This window comes from Streptomyces novaecaesareae, assembly GCF_000716875.1.
Classification (GTDB): Bacteria; Actinomycetota; Actinomycetes; order Streptomycetales; family Streptomycetaceae; genus Kitasatospora; species Kitasatospora novaecaesareae.
In genome coordinates this window covers 1-2,044 of sequence record NZ_JNWQ01000187.1, presented here as the reverse complement: position 1 = coordinate 2,044, position 2,044 = coordinate 1, and the positions used below count along the sequence as shown (strand labels likewise).

Annotated in this window: 1 protein-coding gene; it reads right to left on the bottom strand. The window is 65.6% G+C overall.

Annotated features, from left to right (window positions below; translation table 11 throughout):
- Positions 1–1,329 (bottom strand): Ig-like domain repeat protein (locus tag OP86_RS34185; RefSeq protein ID WP_209440375.1); only part of this gene is annotated, 1,329 nt, incomplete at its 3' end.
- Between the last annotated feature and the right edge of the window lie 715 nt (positions 1,330–2,044).

The following is a 2,044-nucleotide window of genomic DNA, read 5'->3' as shown; positions in this document are numbered from 1 at the left end:
GGAGGTGGTGAAGGTGGCCGTGCCGCCGGCGTCCAGGGTGGCGGTGCCCACAAGAACGATGCCGTCGAAGAACGACACGGTGCCGGTCGGGGTGCCGGCACCCGGAGCCACCGCCGTGACGGTGGCGGTGAGGACCTTGGCCTGGCCGAACACCGACGGATCGGGCAGGGACGTCAACACCGTGGTGGTGTCGGCCGTGTTCACCGTCTGGGCGTCCACCGCCGAGGTGGAGCCGCTGAAGGCGGTGTCTCCGCTGTAGACGGCGGTCAGCGCGTGGGTGCCGACGTCGAGGGTGGAGGTGGTAAAGGTGGCCACGCCCGCGACGACAGTGCCAGTGCCCAACAGGGTCGCGCCGTCGAAGAACGACACGGTGCCGGTGGGGATGCCGTCCACGGAGGTGACGGTGGCGGTCAGCACCTTGGCCTGGCCGAACACCGTCGGGTCGGGCGCCGAGACGAGGGCGGTGGCGGAAGTGAAGGGAACGGTGTCGGTGACGCTGACGGTGTTGGCGCTGTTGGCCACGACGGTGTTGGTGGCGGTGTCGATCACGCTGACCGTGTTGTCGGCGTTGTTGGTCACGTAGGCGTGCAGTCCGTCGGGGCTGACCGCGACGCTGGTGGGCGCGGCACCCACGGGAATGGTGGCCACGACGGTGTTGGTGGCGGTGTCGATCACGCTGACCGTGTTGTCGGCGTTGTTGGTCACGTAGGCGTGCAGTCCGTCGGGGCTGACCGCGACCCCGAACGGCCCGGTACCCACAGCAACCGTGGTGGTGACGGTGTTGGTCGCGGTGTCGATCACACTGACCGTGTTGTCACCGCTGTTCGTCACGTACGTGTGCAGTCCGTCGGGTGTGACAGCCACATCGAACGGCCCGGTGCCCACAGCGATGGTGGCCACGACGGTGTTGGTCGCGGTGTCGATCACGCTGACGGTGTTGTCGCCCTCGTTGGTCACGTACGCGTGCAGTCCGTCGGGCGTGATCGCCACATCGAACGGCCCGGTGCCCACAGCGATGGTGGCCACGACGGTGTTGGTCGCGGTGTCGATCACACTGACCGTGTTGTCGCCCTCGTTGGTCACGTACGCGTGCAGTCCGTCGGGCGTGATCGCCACCCCGGTCGGGAAGCTGCCCACCGTCACCGTCGGATCCAGCGGCGTCACATCCGCACTCTGCTTGGGCCTTCCGAGGCCCAATAGCTGACGCCACTTCGACTGAAAACTCTTGGCCATGACACACCCCTTGATCCAGGTCTGATCGGGGTGGGGCGCCCGAGAAGATAGTTGACGTTCCGTCAGATAGAGGGCGTCAACAAGAGCGTCTCGCAACCTTCCAAGGGTGCCCACCCGGCATCTCCGCTGGCCGTCATGGCCAGAACAGGCAACGGCCTGTCCCCCGGGAAGGGATGGGCGGCCCACCGGGTCGAATGTCAGCAGTAACGCACCATCCCCGTAGCCAGAACAGGCCGCACGCGAATAATTCACCCTGATGGAGTAGTCGAGTCGTCGACTTGAGTCCGCAAGGAGAAGGGCGCCAACGGGGGCGGCGAGGCGGATATGTTGGTCGACCCAGCAGCAGGCGACGGCTTGCGCGGCTCGGGCTTTCCCATGGTCGCTGTGCAGTTGGCCCTGCTCGCGACCAGCCGAAGCCGCAATGGCTGATCAACTCACCTGATGCCAGCCCCTGGAGGCACTTCTGCGTGCTGGGGCGTTCCCACTGGCAGGTCGATGGGCCAACTCTTCCCGCCCTGGCGAACCTCGCGCCCGAGGGACGTGCTGCATATCTGAGCGAGCCGGGTATCTCTCCCCGTTCTGCCACAAACCTGCCTTGATCATAAGTTCAACTGACTGCTCGGCAGGGTGAATTATTCGCGCGCGGCCTTTTCTGGCCATGACGGCCAGCGGAGATGCCGGGTGGGCACCCATGGAAGGTTGCGAGACGCTCTGAGCTGCACTGATCTTCGTGGAGTCCTTGAAGCCTGGGTTACGATCCAGGCGTAAGGAGAACCACCTGCAGTGCCAGCACCACGTAAGTACCCCGATG